Source organism: Streptomyces shinuiensis (genome assembly GCF_043660855.1).
Lineage (GTDB): Bacteria > Actinomycetota > Actinomycetes > Streptomycetales > Streptomycetaceae > Streptomyces.
In genome coordinates, this window is sequence record NZ_JBIHML010000001.1 from 2,425,922 (window position 1) to 2,446,844 (window position 20,923).

The 20,923-nt window shown below is 71.2% G+C and carries 18 protein-coding genes; 1 reads left to right on the forward strand and 17 read right to left on the reverse strand.

Going from position 1 to position 20,923, the window contains the following annotated elements:
• Positions 1-69: 69 nt before the first annotated feature.
• The 14 genes from nuoN to ACGRHY_RS10885 are packed head-to-tail and all read right to left on the reverse strand — an operon-like array spanning position 70 to position 16,273.
• On the reverse strand, positions 70-1,704 hold the full coding sequence (gene nuoN, locus ACGRHY_RS10820; protein ID WP_394635156.1) for an NADH-quinone oxidoreductase subunit NuoN: 1,635 nt from the start codon (positions 1,702-1,704) through the stop codon (positions 70-72).
• Positions 1,701-3,296, reverse strand: coding sequence for an NADH-quinone oxidoreductase subunit M (locus ACGRHY_RS10825; RefSeq protein ID WP_394635157.1), 1,596 nt, complete (start codon positions 3,294-3,296; stop codon positions 1,701-1,703). The genes nuoN and ACGRHY_RS10825 overlap by 4 nt, the downstream gene beginning before the upstream one ends.
• A gap of 4 nt (positions 3,297-3,300) precedes the next feature.
• Complete coding sequence (gene nuoL, locus ACGRHY_RS10830) at positions 3,301-5,247, reverse strand: NADH-quinone oxidoreductase subunit L (RefSeq protein WP_394635158.1); 1,947 nt, start codon at positions 5,245-5,247, stop codon at positions 3,301-3,303.
• 13 nt (positions 5,248-5,260) lie between these two features.
• The gene (gene nuoK / locus ACGRHY_RS10835; protein WP_093660472.1) at positions 5,261-5,560 is read right to left on the reverse strand and encodes an NADH-quinone oxidoreductase subunit NuoK; all 300 of its coding nucleotides are present in this window, start codon (positions 5,558-5,560) and stop codon (positions 5,261-5,263) included.
• Positions 5,557-6,507 (reverse strand): NADH-quinone oxidoreductase subunit J, encoded by a 951-nt coding sequence (locus ACGRHY_RS10840; RefSeq protein ID WP_394635159.1) that lies wholly within the window; start codon positions 6,505-6,507, stop codon positions 5,557-5,559. The genes nuoK and ACGRHY_RS10840 overlap by 4 nt, the downstream gene beginning before the upstream one ends.
• Positions 6,504-7,130, reverse strand: coding sequence for an NADH-quinone oxidoreductase subunit NuoI (nuoI, locus tag ACGRHY_RS10845; RefSeq protein ID WP_101258347.1), 627 nt, complete (start codon positions 7,128-7,130; stop codon positions 6,504-6,506). The genes ACGRHY_RS10840 and nuoI overlap by 4 nt, the downstream gene beginning before the upstream one ends.
• Positions 7,123-8,529 (reverse strand): NADH-quinone oxidoreductase subunit NuoH, encoded by a 1,407-nt coding sequence (gene nuoH / locus ACGRHY_RS10850; RefSeq protein WP_394635160.1) that lies wholly within the window; start codon positions 8,527-8,529, stop codon positions 7,123-7,125. Before nuoH ends, nuoI begins: the two co-directional genes overlap by 8 nt.
• Positions 8,529-11,063, reverse strand: a complete 2,535-nt coding sequence (locus ACGRHY_RS10855; RefSeq protein ID WP_394635161.1) for an NADH-quinone oxidoreductase subunit G — start codon at positions 11,061-11,063, stop codon at positions 8,529-8,531. Before ACGRHY_RS10855 ends, nuoH begins: the two co-directional genes overlap by 1 nt.
• Positions 11,060-12,400: an NADH-quinone oxidoreductase subunit NuoF gene (gene nuoF, locus ACGRHY_RS10860; RefSeq protein WP_394635162.1), complete on the reverse strand. Its 1,341-nt coding sequence runs from the start codon at positions 12,398-12,400 to the stop codon at positions 11,060-11,062. Before nuoF ends, ACGRHY_RS10855 begins: the two co-directional genes overlap by 4 nt.
• The gene (nuoE, locus tag ACGRHY_RS10865; protein ID WP_394637994.1) at positions 12,400-13,236 is read right to left on the reverse strand and encodes an NADH-quinone oxidoreductase subunit NuoE; all 837 of its coding nucleotides are present in this window, start codon (positions 13,234-13,236) and stop codon (positions 12,400-12,402) included. The genes nuoF and nuoE overlap by 1 nt, the downstream gene beginning before the upstream one ends.
• A 17-nt stretch (positions 13,237-13,253) precedes the next feature.
• Entirely contained in the window at positions 13,254-14,612 is a 1,359-nt protein-coding gene (locus ACGRHY_RS10870; protein WP_394635163.1) for an NADH-quinone oxidoreductase subunit D, read from the reverse strand.
• Positions 14,612-15,352, reverse strand: coding sequence for an NADH-quinone oxidoreductase subunit C (locus tag ACGRHY_RS10875; RefSeq protein ID WP_394635164.1), 741 nt, complete (start codon positions 15,350-15,352; stop codon positions 14,612-14,614). Before ACGRHY_RS10875 ends, ACGRHY_RS10870 begins: the two co-directional genes overlap by 1 nt.
• On the reverse strand, positions 15,349-15,903 hold the full coding sequence (locus tag ACGRHY_RS10880) for a NuoB/complex I 20 kDa subunit family protein (protein ID WP_394635165.1): 555 nt from the start codon (positions 15,901-15,903) through the stop codon (positions 15,349-15,351). The genes ACGRHY_RS10875 and ACGRHY_RS10880 overlap by 4 nt, the downstream gene beginning before the upstream one ends.
• Before the next feature lie 10 nt (positions 15,904-15,913).
• On the reverse strand, positions 15,914-16,273 hold the full coding sequence (locus tag ACGRHY_RS10885; RefSeq protein ID WP_206348966.1) for an NADH-quinone oxidoreductase subunit A: 360 nt from the start codon (positions 16,271-16,273) through the stop codon (positions 15,914-15,916).
• Positions 16,274-16,989: 716 nt separating this feature from the next.
• On the opposite strand from ACGRHY_RS10885, the gene ACGRHY_RS10890 reads away from it, so the two are divergent.
• Positions 16,990-17,814: a C40 family peptidase gene (locus ACGRHY_RS10890; RefSeq protein WP_394635166.1), complete on the forward strand. Its 825-nt coding sequence runs from the start codon at positions 16,990-16,992 to the stop codon at positions 17,812-17,814.
• A gap of 108 nt (positions 17,815-17,922) precedes the next feature.
• Here the strand turns inward: ACGRHY_RS10890 and ACGRHY_RS10895 are convergent, their stop codons facing one another.
• From ACGRHY_RS10895 to ACGRHY_RS10905, 3 genes are all read right to left on the reverse strand, one after another.
• The gene (locus ACGRHY_RS10895) at positions 17,923-19,218 is read right to left on the reverse strand and encodes a geranylgeranyl reductase family protein (RefSeq protein ID WP_394635167.1); all 1,296 of its coding nucleotides are present in this window, start codon (positions 19,216-19,218) and stop codon (positions 17,923-17,925) included.
• Positions 19,219-19,389: 171 nt separating this feature from the next.
• Positions 19,390-20,082: a demethylmenaquinone methyltransferase gene (locus tag ACGRHY_RS10900; protein WP_394635168.1), complete on the reverse strand. Its 693-nt coding sequence runs from the start codon at positions 20,080-20,082 to the stop codon at positions 19,390-19,392.
• Positions 20,083-20,365: 283 nt separating this feature from the next.
• Positions 20,366-20,923, reverse strand: coding sequence for an imidazolonepropionase-like domain-containing protein (locus ACGRHY_RS10905; RefSeq protein WP_394635169.1), 558 nt, complete (start codon positions 20,921-20,923; stop codon positions 20,366-20,368).

The following is a 20,923-nucleotide window of genomic DNA, read 5'->3' on the forward strand; positions in this document are numbered from 1 at the left end:
CCCCGGCGCACACATACGGCGACGGCCGCCCGGCACGGATGCCGGGCGGCCGTCGCCGTACGCGCGTCCTCAGCGGGCGAACACCCCCGCCTGGGAGGCGAGGTCCAGGAAGTACTGCGGGGCCACGCCCAGCACCAGTGTGACCGCCACACCGACGGCGATCGCCGTGCTGGTGAGCGGGCTCGGCACCGCGACCGACGGCCCCTCCACCTTCGGCTCGCTGAAGAACATCAGGACGATGACGCGGATGTAGAAGAACGCCGCGATGGCCGAGGCGATCACACCCACGACCACCAGCGCCCCCGCTCCGCCCTCCGCCGCCGCCTTGAACACCGCGAACTTGCCCGCGAACCCGGAGGTCAGCGGAATACCCGCGAAGGCCAGCAGGAAGACCGCGAAGACCGCGGCCACCAGCGGTGAACGGCGCCCCAGACCGGCCCACTTGGACAGGTGCGTGGCCTCGCCGCCCGCGTCCCGCACCAGCGTCACCACGGCGAAGGCACCGAGCGTGACGAAGGAGTAGGCCGCCAGGTAGAACAGCACCGACGAGATACCGGAGGGCGTCGCCGCGATCACACCGGCGAGGATGAAGCCCGCGTGCGCGATCGAGGAGTACGCCAGCAGCCGCTTGACGTCGGTCTGGGTGATGGCGATGACCGCGCCGACCAGCATCGACACGATCGCCACACCCCACATCACCGGCCGCCAGTCCCAGGTGAGCCCCGGCAGCACGACGTACAGCAGCCGCAGCAGGGCGCCGAAGGCGGCGACCTTGGTGGCGGCGGCCATGAAGCCGGTCACGGGGGTCGGGGCGCCCTGGTAGACGTCCGGCGTCCACATGTGGAACGGAACGGCGCCGACCTTGAACAGCAGGCCCATCACCAGCAGCGCACCGCCGATGAGCAGCAGTACGTCGTTGCCCGTCGTCCCGGCGAGCGCCTCGGTCGTGCCGCGGTTGGTGTCCGCGACCACCGACGCGATCTCCGCGTACTTCACACTGCCCGCGTAGCCGTACAGCAGGGCGACGCCGAAGAGCAGGAAGGCGGAGGAGAAGGCACCCAGCAGGAAGTACTTGAGCGCGGCCTCCTGCGACATCAGCCTCTTGCGGCGGGCCAGCGCGCACAGCACGTACAGCGGCAGCGAGAAGACCTCCAGCGCGATGAAGAGCGTCAGCAGGTCGTTGGCGGCCGGGAAGACCAGCATGCCGCCGACCGCGAAGAGCAGCAGCGGGTAGACCTCGGTGGTGGTGAACCCGGCCCGCACCGCCGCCTTCTCGCCCTCGCCGCCGGGCACGGCCGCGCCCTCGGCGGCGAAGGAGTCCACGTGCCTGCCGTGCGCCCGCGGGTCGAGCCTGCGCTCGGCGAAGGTGAGCACCGCGACCAGCGAGACCAGCAGGATCACACCCTGCAGGAAGAGCGCCGGTCCGTCGACGGCGAGGGCGCCCATGGCGACCAGCCCCGCCTCGGTGGTGGCCCTCCCGGCCGCGGCCAGTCCGACGACGGCCGCGAAGGCCGACGCCAGGGCCAGGCCCGCCAGCAGCGCCTGGGCGGCGTACCGCGCCCGGCGCGGCAGGAACGCCTCGAACAGGACGCCGACGACGGCGGCGCCGATGACGATCAGCACCGGGGCGAGCTGCCCGTACTCGATGTCGGGCGCGGGGATGATCTCCTGCGCCCGCAGGGTGAGTTCCGTGGTGGTGCTCACTTGGCGGCCTCCACCTCAGGATCGGGGTCGGTCTTCTGCACGTCCGAGAGGGTGTGCTCGACCGCCGGGTTGACGATGTCCGTCAGCGGCTTGGGGAAGACGCCGAGGAGGATCAGCAGAGCGATCAGCGGTGCCACCACCGCCAGTTCGCGCTTCCTCAGGTCGGGCATGCGCTCGACCTCGGGCCTGACCGGCCCGGTCATGGTGCGCTGGTAGAGCACCAGCACGTACAGCGCGGCCAGGACGATGCCGAACGTGGCGACGATCCCGGCGGCCGGGTAACGGGTGAACGTGCCCACCAGCACCAGGAACTCGCTGACGAACGGCGCGAGCCCCGGCAGCGACAGGGTGGCGAGTCCGCCGATCAGGAAGGTGCCGGCCAGCACCGGGGCGACCTTCTGGACCCCGCCGTAGTCGGCGATGAGCCGGGAGCCGCGGCGCGAGATCAGGAAGCCGGCGACCAGCATCAGGGCGGCGGTGGAGATCCCGTGGTTGACCATGTAGAGCGTCGCGCCGCCCTGGCCCTGGCTGGTCATCGCGAAGATGCCCAGGATGATGAAGCCGAAGTGGGAGATCGACGCGTAGGCGATCAGCCGCTTGATGTCGCGCTGCCCGATGGCGAGCAGGGCGCCGTAGACGATGCTGACCAGCGCAAGCACCAGCACAACCGGGGTGGCCCAGGCGCTGGCCTCGGGGAAGAGCCCGAGGCAGAAGCGGAGCATCGCGAAGGTGCCGACCTTGTCGACGACGGCGGTGATGAGTACGGCGACCGGCGCGGTGGACTCGCCCATGGCGTTGGGCAGCCAGGTGTGCAGCGGCCACAGCGGCGCCTTGACCGCGAAGGCGAGGAAGAAGCCGAGGAACAGCAGCCGCTCGGTGCCCTCCGCCATCGCCAGCTCGCCGGACTGGCGGGCCTCGATGATCGCCTGGAGGGAGAAGGTGCCCTCACCCAGCTGGTCGGCGGTGACGGCGTACAGGCCGATCACCGCGGCCAGCATGATCAGGCCACCGGCGAGGTTGTAGAGCAGGAACTTCACGGCCGCGTAGGAGCGCTGCTTGGCCGCCTCGCCCTCGTCGCGGGCGCCCGCCCGGTCCCCGAAGCCCCCGATGAGGAAGTACATCGGGATGAGCATGGCCTCGAAGAAGACGTAGAAGAGGAAGACGTCCGTGGCCGCGAAGGAGATGATCACCATCGCCTCGACGGCCAGGATCAGCGCGAAGAAGCCCTGGGTGGGCCGCCAGCGCCGGTTGGGCGTCGTCTCTTCCACGGGGTCGGCGTCGTGCCAGCCCGCCAGGACGACGAACGGGATCAGCAGGGCGGTCAGGGCGATCAGGGCGACCCCGATGCCGTCCACGCCCAGTTCGTAGCGGACGCCGAAGTCGGCGATCCACGTGTGCGACTCGGTCAGTTGGTAGCGGTCGCCGCCGGGGTCGAAGCGGAAGGCCACGACCGCGGCGAGGACCAGGGTGGCCAGGGATACGGCCAGCGCCAGCCACTTGGCGGCGGTGCGCCGGGCGGCGGGTACGGCGGCGGTGGCGACCGCGCCGATCGCGGGCAGCGCGGCCACCGCCGTCAGCAGGGGAAATGACATGGGATCAGACCGCCCTCATCAGCAGGGTCGCGGCGACCAGGACCGCCGCACCGCCGAGCATCGAGACCGCGTAACTGCGGGCGTAACCGTTCTGGATCCGCCGCGACCGGCCGGACAGGCCGCCGACCGCCGCGGCGGTGCCGTTGACGGCACCGTCGACGACCTTGTGGTCGAGGTAGACCAGCCCGCGGGTGAGGTACTCGCCCGGCTTGACCAGTACCACGTGGTTGAAGTCGTCCTGGAGCAGGTCGCGGCGCGCGGCCCGGGTGAGCAGCGAGCCGCGCGGGGCGAGGGCGGGCACGGGCTTGCGCCCGTACTGCAGCCAGGCGGCGCCGACACCGATGAGCAGGGCCACGACCGTGGCCGCGGTGACGGTGAGCGCGCTGACCGGCGGGTGCCCGTGCTCGAAGGGGACGACCGGTTCCAGCCAGTGGACGAACGCCTCGCCCCAGCTGAACAGACCGCCGGCGAAGACCGACCCGAAGGCCAGGACGATCATCGGGACCGTCATCGACTTCGGGGACTCGTGCGGGTGCGGCACCTCGTACTCGCCCCCGGTCTCGGCCGCCGGCTCCACGCTCGGCTCCTTCGGCGACGGGGTGGGCGCGTTGCGCCAGCGCTCCTCGCCGAAGAACGTCATCAGCATCACGCGCGTCATGTAGAACGCGGTGATGGCCGCGCCCAGCAGGGCCGCGCCGCCCAGGATCCAGCCCTCGGCACCGCCCTTGGCGAAGGCCGCCTCGATGATCTTGTCCTTGGAGAAGAAGCCGGACAGCCCGGGGAAGCCGATGATCGCCAGGTAGCCCAGTCCGAAGGTGGCGAAGGTGATCGGCATGTACTTGCGCAGACCGCCGTAGCGGCGCATGTCCACCTCGTCGTTCATGCCGTGCATCACCGAGCCGGCCCCGAGGAAGAGCCCGGCCTTGAAGAAGCCGTGGGTGACCAGGTGCATGATCGCGAAGGCGTAGCCGATCGGGCCGAGGCCCGCGGCCAGCACCATGTAGCCGATCTGCGACATCGTCGAGCCCGCCAGGGCCTTCTTGATGTCGTCCTTGGCGCAACCGACGATCGCACCGAACAGCAGCGTGACCGCGCCGACGGTGACCACCGCGGTCTGCGCGGCGGGCGCGGCGTCGAAGATCGCGCCGGAGCGGACGATCAGGTAGACGCCGGCGGTGACCATCGTCGCGGCGTGGATGAGGGCGGAGACCGGGGTCGGGCCCTCCATCGCGTCGCCCAGCCAGGACTGGAGCGGCACCTGGGCGGACTTGCCGCAGGCCGCCAGCAGCAGCATCAGGCCGATGGCCGTCGCCGTTCCCTCGCTCGTCCCGCCCACCGACTCCAGCACCGGGGAGAAGGCGAAGGTGCCGAACGTGGTGAACATGATCATGATGGCGATGGACAGGCCGATGTCGCCGACGCGGTTGACGATGAACGCCTTCTTCGCCGCCGTCGCCGCGCTGGGCTTGTGCTGCCAGAAACCGATCAGCAGGTACGAGGCGAGGCCCACGCCCTCCCACCCGGCGTACAGCAGCAGGTAGTTGTCGGCGAGGACGAGCAGGAGCATCGCCGCGAGGAACAGGTTGAGGTAGCCGAAGAAGCGGCGCCGCCGCTCGTCGTGCTCCATGTAGCCGATCGAGTAGACGTGGATGAGCGTGCCCACGCCGGTGATCAGCAGGACGAAGGTCATCGACAGCTGGTCGAGTTGGAAGGCGACGTCGGCCTGGAAGCCGCCGACCGGGATCCAGCTGAAGACGTGCTGGCTCAGGGTGCGGTCCTCGGCCTCGCGGCCGAGCATGTCGGCGAAGAGCACCGCGCCGAGGACGAAGGACGCGGCGGCCAGCGCCGTGCCGATCCAGTGGCCGGTGCGGTCCAGCCTCCGGCCGCCGCACAGCAGCACCGCCGCGCCCAGCAGTGGCGCCGCGACGAGCAGTCCGATCAAAGTCTCCACTGTTCGCTACCCCTTACAGCTTCATCAGACTGGCGTCGTCGACCGAGGCCGAGTGGCGGGAGCGGAAGATCGTCACGATGATCGCCAGCCCGACCACGACCTCGGCGGCGGCGACGACCATCGTGAAGAACGCGATGATCTGGCCGTCGAGGTTGCCGTGCAGCCGGGAGAAGGCGACGAGCGCGAGGTTGGCCGCGTTCAGCATCAGCTCGACGCTCATGAACACGACGATCGCGTTGCGCCGCAGCAGTACCCCGCTGGCCCCGATGGTGAACAGCAGCGCGGCCAGATAGAGGTAGTTGACCGGGTTCACTTGGCGGCCTCCCTGTCACGGTCTCCGTCGCGGTCCCCGTCCCGGTCCGCGGCCGGGGAGTCGTCCGAGACGTCCTTGCGTACGTCCGCCGCGTCGCGAACGTCCCGGCCGCCGCCCTCGCCCAGACCGCCGCGGGCGGTGTTCTCGCCCCGGCCCAGGTACTCCCCGGTGCGCCGCTCCAGCGCCGCCAGGTCGGACAGGGCCTCGCGGGAGACGTCCCGGACCTGGCCGCGGGAGCGCAGCGTCTCGCTGACGGTGAGGTCGGAGGTGGTGCCGTCCGGCAGCAGGCCGGGGATGTCCACGGCGTTGTGCCGGGCGTACACGCCGGGCGCGGGCAGCGGCGGAAGGTGCCTGCCCTCGCGTACGCGCTTCTCGGCCAGTCCGCGCTGGGTGTCGCGGCGCTCGGTGCGCTCGCGGTGGGTGAGCACCATGGCGGCCACGGCCGCGGTGACCAGGAGCGCGCCGGTGATCTCGAAGGCGAACACGTAGTCGGTGAAGATCGATCGGGCCAGGCCCTGGACGTTGCCGCCCGCGTTGGCCTCCGCCAGACCGGTGAAGGTGCCGACGGAGGCGTTGCCGATGCCGCCGACCAGCAGGATGCCGAAGCCGAGCCCGCACAGGACCGCCATCCAGCGCTGCCCCTTGATGGTCTCCTTCAGCGAGTCGGCGGCGGTGACGCCGACGAGCATCAGCACGAACAGGAAGAGCATCATGACCGCGCCGGTGTAGACGACGATCTGCACGATGCCCAGGAAATAGGCGCCGTTGGCCAGGTAGAACACGGCCAGGACGATCATCGTCCCGGCCAGGCAGAGTGCCGAGTGCACCGACCGCTTCATCAGCACGGTCCCGAGCGCGCCCAGCACCGCGACGGTGCCCAGGATCCAGAACTGCACCGCCTCGCCGGTGGAGGTGGTGGAGGCGGCGGCCAGCAGGGTGCCGTTCACTTCTCGCTCACCGCCTCGGAGGCCGGCTCGTCGGGGCCGAAGGTGTCGGCGGCGGCCTGCGGAGCCTCGTTCTTCGGGTTCTTGGAGTGGGCCTCCTGCCGGACCGTCCCCGGAGCGGCCTCGGTGACCAGCCCCCGGTAGTAGTCCTTCTCGGTCATGCCCGGGAAGATCGCGTGCGGGGTGTCGACCATGCCTTCCTCCAGCCCGGCGAGCAGCTCCTCCTTGGTGTAGATGAGCGACTCGCGGCTCCGGTCGGCCAGTTCGTACTCGTTGGTCATGGTCAGCGCCCGGGTGGGGCACGCCTCGACGCACAGGCCGCACAGGATGCAGCGCAGGTAGTTGATCTGGTAGACCCGCCCGTAGCGCTCACCGGGCGAGTAGCGCTCCTCGTCGGTGTTGTCCGCGCCCTCCACGTAGATCGCGTCGGCCGGGCAGGCCCAGGCGCACAGCTCGCAGCCGACGCACTTCTCCAGCCCGTCCGGGTGCCGGTTGAGCTGGTGCCGGCCGTGGAAGCGCGGCGCGGTGGGCTTCTTCTCCTCGGGGTACTGCTCGGTGAGCCGCTTCTTGAACATGGCCTTGAAGGTCACGCCGAAGCCGGCCACCGGGTTCTCGAACTCAGGCATCGTCGGCCTCCCTGGCCTTGCCGGTCTCGCTGGACTCGCCGTCCGCGCCGACCCCCACGCCCGCGGTCTCCCGCTCGCGGCGCGGCCGCCGGCGCGGTACGGGCGGCAGGGTCTGTCCCGGCAGCGGCGGTACGGGGTAGCCGCCCGCCATCGGGTCGAAGGTCTCGGGTCCGGCGGCCTTCCCGGCCTCCTCCTTCTCCCCGGCGCGCTCGCCGCGTTCGCGGACGGCGTCGTAGACGAAGGACAGCAGGAGCAGCACCAGCGCCGCGCCGGCGACCCAGAGCACGATGTCGCCGAACTCGTAGCCCTCGTTGCGCAGCGCCCGCACGGTGGCCACCAGCATCAGCCAGGCCAGCGAGACGGGGATGAGGACCTTCCAGCCCAGCTTCATGAACTGGTCGTAGCGCACGCGCGGGAGCGTGCCGCGCAGCCAGACGAAGAGGAACAGCAGCAGGTTCACCTTGACGACGAACCACAGCAGCGGCCACCAGCCTTGGTTGGCGCCCTCCCAGTAGGTGCTGATCGGCGCCGGGGCGCGCCAGCCGCCCAGGAAGAGGGTGACCGCCAGGGCCGAGACGGTGACCATGTGGACGTACTCGGCGAGCATGAAGAACGCGAACTTGATCGACGAGTACTCGGTGTTGAAGCCGCCGACCAGGTCGCCCTCGGACTCGGGCATGTCGAAGGGCGCGCGGTGCGCCTCGCCGACCATCGCCACCATGTAGATGAGGAACGACACCGGCAGCAGCAGCGCGAACCAGGTGTCGGCCTGCGCTCCGACGATCGTCGAGGTGGACATCGAACCGGAGTAGAGGAAGACCGCCGCGAAGCTCAGGCCCATGGCGACCTCGTAGGAGATCACCTGGGCCGTGGCGCGCACACCGCCCAGCAGCGGGTAGGTGGAGCCCGAGGACCAGCCGGCCAGCACCGTGCCGTAGGCGGCGATGGAGGCGGTGGCCAGGATGTACAGGATCGCCACCGGCAGGTCGGTGAGCTGCATCGCGGTACGGGTGCCGAAGACCGACACCTCGTTGCCGGGCGGGCCGAAGGGGATCACCGCGATGGCCATGAAGGCCGGGATCGCGCCGATGATGGGGGCCAGGATGTAGACGGCCTTGTCGGCCGCCTTGACGTTGACGTCCTCCTTCAGCATCAGCTTGACGCCGTCGGCCAGCGACTGGAGCATCCCCCAGGGGCCGTGCCGGTTGGGGCCGACGCGCAACTGCATCCAGGCGACGACCTTGCGCTCCATCACGATGGAGATCAGCACGGTCAGCATCAGGAAGGCGAAGCAGAACACCGCCTTGAGGCCGATCAGCCACCAGGGATCGGTGCCGAACATCGACAGGTCCTCCTCGGCGAGGACCGTCGTCCCTGTGGCCAGGACGGACGGGCTCATCACGCCTCCACCCCCTTCGTCTCCTCCGGGCCCGCGGCGGCCGGGGCGGCCTCGGGGGCCGCCGACAGCTTCACGAGCCGGCCGGGCACGGTGCCCAGGCCGTCCAGGGCGCCGGTTCCCGTGGAGTTCAGCGGCAGCCAGACCACGCGGTCGGGCATCTCGGTGATCTCCAGCGGCAGGGTGACCGTCCCGGCCGGGCCCGTCACGGTCAGCGCCTCGCCGCCCGCGACCCCGACCTCGGCGGCCGTGGCGGCCGACAGCCGGGCGACGGCGGCGTGCCGGGTGCCGGCCAGCGCCTCGTCGCCGTCCTGGAGCCGGCCCCGGTCGAGCAGCAGCCGGTGGCCGGCGAGTACGGCCTCGCCCGCGGCGGGCCGCGGGACCTGCCGGGTGCCGGCCTCCGGCGCGTCGGCGCGGGGGCCGTCCCAGACGCCCAGACGCCGCATCTCGGCGCGGGCGGTGCGTACGTCCGGCAGCCCGAGGTGGATGTCGAGGGCGTCGGCGAGCATGTGCAGCACGCGGTGGTCGGACTGGACGAGCCGGCGGGTCATCTGGTCGGGCTTGATGGCGGCCTCGAACGGCCTCGCGCGGCCCTCCCAGTTGAGGAAGGAACCCGCCTTCTCCACGACCGCGGCGACGGGCAGGACCACGTCGGCCCGCTCGGTGACCTCCGAGGGCCGCTGCTCCAGGCTGACGACGAAGCCGGCCTCGTCCAGCGCACTGCGGGCCAGCTCCGGATCGGGCAGGTCGGCGACCTCCACGCCACCGACCAGCAGGGCCGCGAGTTCGCCGTTCGCGGCGGCCTCGACGATCCGGCCGGTGTCGCGGCCGAAGCGGGCCGGCAGCTGCGCCACGCCCCAGACGGCGGCCGTCTCCGCGCGGGCGTCCGGGTCGGTGGCCGGGCGTCCGCCGGGCAGCAGCGTCGGGAGCGCTCCGGCCTCGACCGCGCCCCGCTCGCCGGCCCGGCGCGGAATCCACACCAGGCGGGCGCCGGTGGCGGTGGCCGTCCGCAGGGCGGCGGTGAACCCACCGGGCACGGCGGCCAGCCGTTCCCCTGCGATGATCACCGATCCCTCGGCGCGCAGCGCCTCGGCGGCCTTCTGCCCGGTCTCGTCGAGCCCGACGCCGCCCGCCAGCGCGTCCAGCCACTCGGTCTCGGTGTGCGGCGCGGCCGGCAGCAGAGTGCCGCCGGCCTTCCTCAGCCCGCGGGTGGCGTGGGTGGCCAGGGAGAAGACGCGCTGTCCGTGCTTGCGGTAGGCCTTGCGCAGCCGCAGGAAGACGCCGGGGGCCTCCTCCTCGGCCTCGAAGCCGACCAGCAGCACGGCCGGGGCCTTCTCCAGCGCGGAGTGGGTGATGCCGCTCCCGTCGGCGTCCAGTCCGCGTCCGGCGACGTGGGAGGCGAGGAAGTCGGCCTCCTCGGTGCTGTGGACACGGGCGCGGAAGTCGATGTCGTTGGTGTCGAGGGCGACCCGCGCGAACTTGGCGTACGCGTAGGCGTCCTCGACCGTCAGCCGCCCGCCGGCGAGGACGCCGGTACGGCCGCGGGCCGCCGCCAGCCCCGTGGCGGCGGCGTCCAGCGCCTCGGGCCAGCTCGCGGGCTCCAGCTCACCGGTGTCGGCGTTGCGCAGCAGCGGGTGGGTGAGCCGGTCGCGCTGCTGGGCGTAGCGGAAGCCGAAGCGGCCCTTGTCGCAGATCCACTCCTCGTTGACCTCCGGGTCGTCGGCGGCCAGCCGCCGCATGACCTTGCCGCGCCGGTGGTCGGTGCGGGTGGCACAGCCGCCGGAGCAGTGCTCGCACACGCTCGGCGAGGAGATCAGGTCGAAGGGGCGGGAGCGGAACCGGTAGGCGGCCGAGGTGAGAGCGCCGACCGGGCAGATCTGGATGGTGTTGCCGGAGAAGTAGGACTCGAAGGGCGGGCCCTGCCCGATGCCGACCTGCTGCAGGGCGCCGCGCTCCAGCAGCTCGATCATCGGGTCGCCCGCGATCTGGTTGGAGAAGCGGGTGCAGCGGGCGCACAGCACGCAGCGCTCGCGGTCCAGCAGCACCTGCGTCGACAGCGGAACGGGCTTGGCGAAGGTGCGCTTGCGGCCCTCGAAGCGGCTGTCGGCCTGCCCGTGGGACATGGCCTGGTTCTGCAGCGGGCACTCGCCGCCCTTGTCGCAGACCGGGCAGTCCAGCGGGTGGTTGATGAGCAGCAGCTCCATCACGCCGCGCTGGGCCTTCTCGGCCACCGGCGAGGTCAGGTGCGTCTTGACGACCATGCCGTCGGTGCAGGTGATCGTGCAGGAGGCCATGGGCTTGCGCTGGCCCTCGACCTCGACGATGCACTGGCGGCAGGCCCCGGCCGGGTCCAGCAGGGGATGGTCGCAGAAGCGCGGGATCTCGATGCCGAGCAGTTCGGCGGCGCGGATGACCAGGGTGCCCTTGGGCACGCTGACCTCGATGCCGTCGATCGTCAGCGTCACCGCGTCCTCGGGAGCCTTGGGCGGCTCGGCCTCTCCGCCTCCGGAGGCCTTGGCGTCGGTGGTGACGGTCACGCGTTCACCTCCAGGTGTGCGGTCCTGTCGTCGGCCCACAGGGTCGACTTGGCCGGGTCGAAGGGGCAGCCCCGCCCGGTGACGTGCTGTTCGTACTCCTCGCGGAAGTACTTCAGGGAGGAGAAGATCGGGCTGGCGGCGCCGTCGCCGAGGGCGCAGAAGGCCTTGCCGTTGATGTTGTCGGCGATGTCGGCGATCTTGTCGAGGTCGGACATGGCCGCCTTGCCGGCCTCGATGTCGCGCATGAGCTGGACGAGCCAGTACGTGCCCTCGCGGCAGGGGGTGCACTTGCCGCAGGACTCGTGGGCGTAGAACTCCGTCCAGCGGGTGACCGCGCGGACCACGCAGGTGGTCTCGTCGAAGCACTGCAGCGCCTTGGTGCCGAGCATCGAGCCCGCGGCGCCGACGCCCTCGTAGTCCAGCGGGACGTCGAGGTGCTCGTCGGTCAGCAGCGGGGTCGAGGAGCCGCCCGGGGTCCAGAACTTCAGCCGGTGGCCGGGGCGCATGCCGCCGCTCATCTCCAGAAGCTGGCGCAGGGTGATGCCCAGCGGCGCCTCGTACTGGCCGGGACCGGCGACATGGCCGCTGAGGGAGTACAGCGTGAAGCCCGGGGACTTCTCGCTGCCCATCGTGCGGAACCACTCCTTGCCCCGGTTCATGATCGCGGGAACCGAGGCGATGGACTCGACGTTGTTGACGACGGTGGGGCACGCGTACAGGCCCGCGACGGCCGGGAAGGGGGGGCGCAGCCTCGGCTGACCGCGCCGGCCCTCCAGGGAGTCCAGCAGGGCGGTCTCCTCGCCGCAGATGTACGCGCCCGCGCCCGCGTGCACGGTGATGTCCACGTCCAGGCCGGAGCCGAGGACGTCCTTGCCGAGGTAGCCCGCCTCGTAGGCCTCGCGCACCGCGGCGTGCAGGCGCCGCAGCACGGGGACGACCTCGCCGCGCAGGTAGATGAAAGCGTGGTTGGAGCGGATCGCGTGACAGGCGATCACGATGCCCTCGATCAGCGCGTGCGGATTGGCGAAGAGGAGGGGGATGTCCTTGCAGGTGCCCGGCTCGGACTCGTCGGCGTTGACCACCAGGTAGTGCGGCTTGCCGTCGCCCTGGGGGATGAACTGCCACTTCATGCCCGTGGGGAAGCCCGCGCCGCCGCGGCCGCGCAGACCGGACTCTTTGACGTAGGCGATGACGTCGTCGGGTTTCATCGCCAGGGCCTTGCGCAGGCCCTCGTAGCCCTCGTGCGCCCGGTAGGTGTCCAGCGTCCAGGACGTCGGGTCGTCCCAGAAGGCCGAGAGCACCGGGGTCAGCAGCTTCTCCGCTGATTCGGCGGTCATCACTTGCCCTCCTTCGCCACCGGACCGGCCGGGTTGTCGGGGTCGGAGGCGGCCGTACTGCGCGGCGCGTCGTGGGAGCTGGGGTGGGTTTCGGGCGCCTCGCCTGTCTCGGTGACGGGCTGCCCGGCCGACGCGGTGGCCTCCCCGCCGCGCGGCGAGACCACCTTCGGCCCGGCCTCCTCGCCCTTGGCCAGCTTCAGTCCGGCCAGCGAGGGCGGGCCCGCGCTGCCGCTCGCCCCGACGGCGCCGGGCCGCTCGTCGGGGAACCCGGCGAGGATGCGGGCGGTCTCCTTGAAGGTGCACAGCGGGGCGCCGCGGGTGGGCCGCACCTCGCGCCCGGCGCGCAGGTCGTCCACGAGCTTCCTGGCGCTCCGGGGCGTCTGGTTGTCGAAGAACTCCCAGTTGACCATCACCACGGGAGCGAAGTCGCAGGCCGCGTTGCACTCGATGTGCTCCAGCGTCACCTTGCCGTCCTCGGTGGTCTCGTCGTTGCCGACGCCGAGGTGTTCCTGGAGCGCCTCGAAGATGGCGTCGCCGCCCATCACCGCGCACAGGGTGTTGGTGCACACACCCACCTGGTAGTCACCCGAGGGCTTGCGCCGGTACATGGTGTAGAAGGTGGCCACCGCCGTGACCTCGGCCGTGGTCAGGTCGAGCATCTCGGCGCAGAACCGCAGCCCGGTGGGGGTGACGTGCCCCTCCTCGGACTGCACCAGGTGCAGCATCGGCAGCAGCGCGGAGCGGCTGCCGGGGTAGCGGGCGATGATCTCCCTCGCGTCCGCCTCCAGCCGGGCGCGGACGTCGGCCGGGTAGTCGGGAGCGGGGAGCTGGGGCATCCCGAGCGATACGTCTGTCACCGGTCGACGCCTCCCATCACGGGGTCGATGGACGCGACGGCGACGATGACGTCGGCGACCTGGCCGCCCTCGCACATCGCCGCCATGGCCTGCAGGTTGGTGAAGGACGGGTCCCGGAAGTGGACCCGGAACGGGCGGGTGCCGCCGTCGCTGACCGCGTGCACGCCCAGCTCGCCCTTGGCGGACTCCACCGCGGCGTAAGTCTGGCCCGCCGGCACCCGGAAGCCCTCGGTCACCAGCTTGAAGTGGTGGATGAGGGCCTCCATCGAGGTGCCCATGATGTTCCTGATGTGGTCCAGCGAGTTGCCGAGCCCGTCCGGGCCGAGCGCGAGCTGCGCGGGCCAGGCGATCTTCTTGTCGGCGACCATCACCGGGCCGGGCTCCAGCCGGTCCAGGCACTGCTCGACGATCCGCAGCGACTGGCGCATCTCCTCCAGCCGGATCAGGAAGCGGCCGTAGGAGTCGCAGGTGGTGTCGGTCGGGACGTCGAAGTCGTAGGTCTCGTAGCCGCAGTACGGCTGGGTCTTGCGCAGGTCGTGCGGGAGTCCGGCGGAACGCAGGATGGGGCCGGTGGCGCCGAGCGCCATGCAGCCGGCCAGGTCCAGGTAGCCGACGTCCTTCAGCCGTGCCTTGAAGACGGGGTTGCCGGTGCAGAGCTTGTCGTACTCCGACAGGTTCTTCCGCATCTTCTTGACGAACTCGCGGACCTGGTCCACCGCGCCGGCCGGCAGGTCCTGGGCGAGGCCGCCGGGCCGGATGTAGGCGTGGTTCATCCGCAGGCCGGTGATGAGCTCGAAGAGGTCCAGGACCAGTTCGCGGTCCCGGAAGCCGTAGATCATCACCGTGGTGGCGCCCAGCTCCATGCCGCCGGTGGCGATGGCCACCAGGTGGGAGGAGATCCGGTTGAGCTCCATCGTCATCACGCGGATGACACTGGCGCGGTCGGGCACCTGGTCCTCGATGCCCAGCAGCCTCTCCACCGCCAGGCAGTACGCCGTCTCGTTGAAGAACGGCGTGAGGTAGTCCATGCGCGTCACGAAGGTCGTGCCCTGCGTCCAGGTGCGGTACTCGAGGTTCTTCTCGATGCCGGTGTGCAGGTAGCCGATGCCGCAGCGGGCCTCGGTGACCGTCTCGCCGTCGATCTCCAGGATGAGCCGGAGCACGCCGTGCGTGGACGGGTGCTGCGGGCCCATGTTGACGATGATCTTCTCGTCGTCGCCCCTGGCGGCGGCGGTGGCGATCTCGTCCCAGTCGCCGCCGGTGACGGTGTAGACGGTGCCCTCGGTGGTCTCGCGGGCGCTCGCCTGCGAGGCGGTGGGGTCCGTCGCGTGCGGGGTTGCGTGCGAGGTGCTCATCAGCTGTACGACCTCCGCTGGTCGGGAGCCGGGATCTGGGCGCCCTTGTACTCGACGGGGATGCCGCCGAGGGGGTAGTCCTTGCGCTGCGGGAAGCCCTGCCAGTCGTCGGGCATCATGATCCGCGTGAGCGCGGGATGGCCGTCGAAGACGATGCCGAAGAAGTCGTACGCCTCGCGCTCGTGCCAGTCGTTGGCCGGGTAGACCGAGACGATCGACGGGACGTGCGGGTCGCCGTCGGGCACGCTCACCTCCAGCCGGATCAGCCGGTTGTGGGTGATCGAGCGCAGGTGGTAGACGGCGTGCAGTTCGCGCCCGGAGTCGCCGGGGAAGTGGACGCCGCTGACACCGGTGCACATCTCGAAGCGGAGCGCGGGGTCGTCACGCAGGACGCGGGCCGTGACCGGCAGGTGGTCGCGGGCGATGTGGAAGGTGATCTCGCCGCGGTCCACGACCGTCTTCTCGATCACCTCCTCCGGCACCAGGCCCTGTTCCTCGAGCGCGCCCTCCAGCTCGTCGGCCACCTCGTCGAAGTCCCCGTACGCGTCTCCGCCGCGCGGGCCGCCGTACGGCCGGCTCGACGCGCCCGGCAGCCGGACGGTGCGCACCAGCCCGCCGTAGCCGGAGGTGTCCCCGCCCTCACTGGCGCCGAACATGCCATGGCGGACGTCGATCACCTCGCCCGTCCCACCGCGCGGCGACGGGACGGCGCCGTTGCCGTTCGCCTCTGCCTCGCTCATCGGAGCAGCCCCTTCATCTCGATCGTCGGAAGCGCCTTGAGCGCCGCCTCCTCCGCCTCGCGGGCGGCCTCCTCCCGGTTGACTCCGAGCTTCTCGCCCTGGATCTTCTGGTGGAGCTTGAGGATCGCGTCCAGCAGCATCTCGGGGCGCGGCGGGCAGCCGGGCAGGTAGATGTCGACCGGCACGACGTGGTCGACGCCCTGCACGATCGCGTAGTTGTTGAACATGCCGCCCGAGGAGGCGCACACGCCCATGGAGATGACCCACTTGGGGTTCGGCATCTGGTCGTAGACCTGCCGCAGGACCGGCGCCATCTTCTGGCTGACCCGGCCGGCCACGATCATCAGGTCCGCCTGCCTCGGCGAGCCGCGGAAGACCTCCATCCCGAAGCGGGCGAGGTCGTAGCGGCCGGCGCCGGTGGTCATCATCTCGATGGCGCAGCAGGCCAGGCCGAAGGTCGCCGGGAAGACCGACGACTTGCGCACCCAGCCCGCGGCCTGCTCGACGGTGGTCAGCAGGAAGCCGCTCGGCAGTTTCTCTTCGATACCCATGTGTACGCCCCTAGTCCCATTCCAGGCCGCCGCGCCGCCAGACGTAGGCGTAGGCGACGAAGACGGTGAGCACGAAGAGCAGCATCTCCACGAGCCCGAACAGCCCCAGGACGTCGAAGGTGACGGCCCAGGGGTAGAGGAAGACGATCTCGATGTCGAAGACGATGAAGAGCATCGCCGTCAGGTAGTACTTGATCGGGAAGCGCCCGCCCCCCGCTGCCTGCGGGGTGGGCTCGATGCCGCACTCGTATGCCTCGAGCTTGGCCCTGTTGTAACGCTTGGGGCCGACGATCGAGGCCATGACCACGGAGAAGACAGCGAAGGCTGCCCCGAGCGCTCCCAGTACGAGGATGGGCGCGTAGACGTTCACCGCTCCTCGCTCCTTCCAGTCGACGACGCTGCCGGCGGGCCGTTGCGGGCCGTTTTCGGACCGGTGTTCCGTTCACGAAGATCGCGTATATGTGAGGCAGTTCACAAGCCCGAGTCGACTGCATCCTATGCCCGTCCTTCTGTGATCTGCGACACGGGGTGCGGCAACAAGTTTGTGATCTCCACCACCTGACGAATGATCATGAAGTCGGATGGACGGCGATCTTCACGCGTGAAGCGGCCGACTGATCACCACACGTGACAATCCGACGCGTTTTCGCTGCTCGGAGGGGGTGCGCCCTGTCAAATGATGTCCGCTACAAGCAAATTTGCCCTGGACATCCGAACTCACCAGACGGCGCGGAACGGAACCTCGGTGGAAGTCGGGAGGCGACTCCCGGATCCACCTCCGCGAGCCCTTCGGAGCACCGGCGCGACAAGATCGTGAATCCGTGCTCAATCTGTGACCTCCACCACGCCCGTCCCCTGCGGCGCGGGCCCGCCTTTGCACGGGGGCGACCGCCCGTGCTAGGCGAGCGGAGCGAAGTGGATCAATCGGACGATGTCATGGTCACGGCCCCTTAGCGGGGCAATGATCGACTTCCGGGAGAGCCTTCCGGAGTGCCCTGCTCCGCTCAAAGTGGGCGCGTACACGCCGAGTGTGGCGTAACACACCTTTGTTGAACGGAACGTCCCAAGACTGATAGCCGTGGTGACATGTCCCAGACCGCCCACATACCCAGCCACCGGAAACCCCGTCGAGCCGGCAGGAACCCCCTGCTGCGCACGGGCGTTGCCGGTGGCGTCCTCAGCACCCTCGCGGTGACCGCCGCGGCCGCCCCCTCCTCCGCCGAGGAGCGTAAGACGGCCGCCGACACCGCCGAGATGCCCGTGATCGTCCCCGACGCGGCCACCGGCGCACTGCGGGCCGCCGACGCCAACCGGACGGTCGCGACCCGGTACGGGACCGAGGCCGCGCGGACCCTGGCCGCCGGGCAGGCCATGGACCGGGCCGGGAAACTGGCCGAGAGGAGGAAGGCCGAGGCAGAGGCCGAGCGCAGGGCGGCGGAGGCCGCCGAGGCCGAGCGCGAGCGCGCCGCCCGGGAGCGCGCGGCGCGCGACTCCCGGCGCACCACTCTCAGCGCCGCTCCCGCCGAGACCGCCGGCGCGGCCGCGCCGGCCGGCAGCGGCAATGTGGCGACCCTGGTGGGCTTCCTGCGTGCGCAGGTCGGCAAGGCGTACGTCATGGGCGCCACCGGCCCGAGCGCCTACGACTGCTCCAGCCTCACCCAGGCCGCCTTCCGCCAGATCGGGATCAGCCTCCCGCGGACCTCGCAGCCGCAGTCCACGGCGGGCAACCAGGTCTCCCTGAGCAGCCTGCGGCCGGGCGACATCCTCCACTGGGGCAGCGCCGGCAGCGCGTACCACGTCGCCGTCTACATCGGGAACGGCCGCTTCATCGGCGCCCAGAACCCCTCCACCGGCGTCGTCGAGCGCGACATGGACCACGACATGCCGACGGGCGCGGTGCGCGTGCTCTGACGCCGCGCGGCGGCGGGCACGGCCGAGCACGTACGCGGCGAAGGGCCGCCCGGTTCTCCCGGACGGCCCTTCGCCGGCTCCCCGGCACCTCCCGCGCCCCGGGCCGCGCTACGCGCGCGGGGCGACCTTCGTCAGCCCGTTGATGATCCGGTCCATCGCGTCGCCGCCCGTCGGGTCCGTCAGGTTCGCCAGCAGCTTCAGCGTGAAGCGCATCAGCACCGGGTGGGTCAGACCGCGCTCGGCCGCCAGCTTCATGACCTTGGGGTTGCCGATCAGCTTCACGAAGGCGCGGCCCAGCGTGTAGTAGCCGCCGTAGGTGTCCTTGAGGACCCTCGGGTAGCGCCGCAGCACCAGCTCGCGCTGCGCCGGGCTCTGCCGGGCGTGGGCCTGGACGACGACGTCGGCCGCGATCTGCCCGGACTCCATGGCGTACGCGATGCCCTCGCCGTTGAACGGGTTGACCATGCCGCCCGCGTCACCGACCAGCAGCAGCCCCCGCGTGTAGTGCGGCTGCCGGTTGAAGGCCATCGGCAGGGCCGCGCCGCGGATCGGGCCGGTCATGTTCTCGGGCGTGTACCCCCACTCCTCGGGCATCGAGGCGCACCACGCCTTGAGGACCTCGCGCCAGTCCAGCTCCTTGAAGGACGAGGAGGTGTTGAGCACGCCCAGACCGACGTTGGAGGTCCCGTCGCCCATGCCGAAGACCCAGCCGTAGCCGGGCAGCAGCCGGTCCTCCGCCCCCCGCCGGTCCCACAGCTCCAGCCAGGACTCCAGGTAGTCGTCGTCATGGCGCGGCGAGGTGAAGTACGTGCGCACGGCCACGCCCATCGGACGGTCCTCGCGCCGGTGCAGGCCCATCGCCAGCGACAGCCGCGTGGAGTTGCCGTCCGCGGCGACCACCAGCGGAGCGCGGAAGGAGACCGGCGTCTTCTCCTCGCCCAGCCTCGCCTCCACACCGATGATCCGGCCGGTGCGCTCGTCGGTGACCGGCACACCGACGTTGCACCGCTCGTACAGCCGCGCCCCCGCCTTCTCGGCCTGCCGGGCGAGCTGCTCGTCGAAGTCGTCGCGCCTGCGGACCAGTCCGTAGTCCGGGTAGCTCGCCAGCTCCGGCCAGTCGAGCTGGAGCCGGGTACCGCCGGCGACGATCCGCAGGCCCTTGTTGCGCAGCCAGCCCGCCTCCTCGGAGACGTCGACGCCCATCGCCACGAGCTGCTTGACCGCGCGCGGGGTCAGCCCGTCGCCGCAGACCTTCTCCCGGGGGAAGGCCGTCTTCTCCAGCAACAGGACGTCGAGCCCGGAGCGGGCCAGGTGGTAGGCGGTGGTGGACCCGGCAGGGCCGGCCCCGACCACGATCACATCGGCGCTGTGCTCGGAGGCTGCCTTCGAGGGGGACTCGGTCACGACGGACTCCCGCAAGACTCGGTATCAACGTGCCGGTCGCGCCGGGCACTGGACGGGTGCAGTCTATGTGTGGGCCTCCGGCCCGCCGGGAAAGGGATGCGCGGGCGGAACTCCCCCCTCCCGTACCGCATGCCGCCCCGCACGCCCGGTCCGTCCCGCCCCTTCCCGGTCCTACGGTGCGAACCCCCGGTGCAGGGCGACGATCCCGCCCGTCAGATCGCGCCAGGCGACCTTCCTCCACCCCGCGTCCTGGAGCCCGCGGGCCAGACCGGGCTGGTCGGGCCAGGCTCGGATGGACTCGGCGAGGTAGACGTAGGCGTCCGGGTTGCTGGACACGGTCCTCGCCACGGGCGGCAGGGCCCGCATCAGGTACTCGGTGTAGGCCGTACGCAGCGGCGCCCAGGTGGGATGGCTGAACTCGCAGATCACCACCCGCCCGCCGGGCCTGGTCACGCGCAGCATCTCGCGCAGCGCGGTGCCGGTGTCGTGGACGTTGCGCAGCCCGAAGGAGATGGTGACGGCGTCGAACGCGTCGTCGGCGAACGGCAGCCGTGTCGCGTCCCCGGCCGTGAACGGCATCCACGGCTCGCGCTTCTTGCCCTCCCGCAGCATCCCGAGGGAGAAGTCGCACGGCACGGTGTACGCCCCGGCGGTCGCGAACGGCACCGACGACGTCCCCGTCCCGGCCGCCAGATCCAGCACCCGCTCCCCCGGCCGCGCGTCCACGGCGCGGGCGGCCGCGCGCCGCCACAGCCGGGCCTGCCCCAGGGACAGCACGTCGTTGGTGATGTCGTACCGGGCCGCCACCTTGTCGAACATCGCGGCGACTTCGTTGGGCTGCTTGTCCAGGGATGCGCGCGTCATACGCCCATCCTCCCAGCCCCAACCCCCTGCCCCGGCCCCACCCCGGTGCGGGGGCGCACGGAGTTTTCGGGGAACACCGCGAACCGACCGGCCACCACGAGGGCCGCGACCGTCCGGATCCGGCCGATCCGGCCAGGCCGCGCCCGAGCCCTCCGCGGGATTACCGGCGGGTGCGTTACACACTGCTTCCGCAGAATACCGACGGCACCGTCTGCACTCCCGGCGTGTGCCGGCACAGCCGAGTAAGTGCGAAAACCTTGAAAGTCTGCAACAGCCCCACTGGTCAGGTGCGGCGGTGGAGGAGGCGGCCGGCGAGGACCGTGGCGAGGCAGCCGCCGTCGGCGGTGTGGACGGCGAAGTCCGCGCGGGCGCCCGCGGAGAGGGCGGCGGGGCGGGGAGCGGACAGGACGGTCAGGCCCGAGCGCCGGACGGCGGTGCGCACCGCGGGGTGGGTGAAGGGGCCGACGACGGAGGTGACGCCCTCACGCAGGAGACGTTGCAGGCCGCGGCGGGCGCTGTGGCCCCAGCGCACCTCGTCCATGGGGAGGGCCGCCAGGGCGGAGCCTGTGAGCGGTTCGGTACCGGGGATGCCGGGAAGGCCCACTTCGCGCGGGTCCGGGTGGTAGGCGGCCTCCAGCCACGCCGCCGCGTCCGCCGCACAGCGGCCGGGTGTCAGTTCGCCGGGCCAGTGGCGGACGCGGGCGGCCGGATACGCCTCGGCGAGGGAGCCGGCGGGGCCGAGCGCCGCGATCCGGTCGCCCTCGACCACCACCGCGTACCCGTCCAGCCGCTCGCCGTCCTCGGTGAGGCGGACGGCGAGCGGGGCGTGGATGGTCAGCAC